Here is a 215-nt window from a genome sequence, read left to right on the forward strand (position 1 = left end):
TTCAGGCGGGATTCATACAGCGGCCAGCCATCCGTCATCCATATCACCACGTCAAAGGGTGACAGCAGGCTCATAAGACGCCCCAGCGTCGCCATCGTGCGTTCACCGAATACGTGCGCAACAACCGTCTTCCGGAGCCTGTCATACGCGTAAAACAGCCAGCGCTGGCGCGATTTAGCCCCGACGTATCCCCACTGTTCGTCCATTTCCGCGCA

At 58.6% G+C, this 215-nt stretch carries 1 protein-coding gene; it reads right to left on the minus strand.

Going from position 1 to position 215, the window contains the following annotated elements; translation table 11 throughout:
* Positions 1 to 215: IS1 family transposase (locus LZP96_RS24345; protein ID WP_214517604.1), on the minus strand; the 215-nt coding region annotated here is incomplete at both ends.

The organism is Huaxiibacter chinensis, assembly GCF_022171985.1.
GTDB classification, from domain to species: Bacteria; Pseudomonadota; Gammaproteobacteria; order Enterobacterales; family Enterobacteriaceae; genus Enterobacter; species Enterobacter chinensis_A.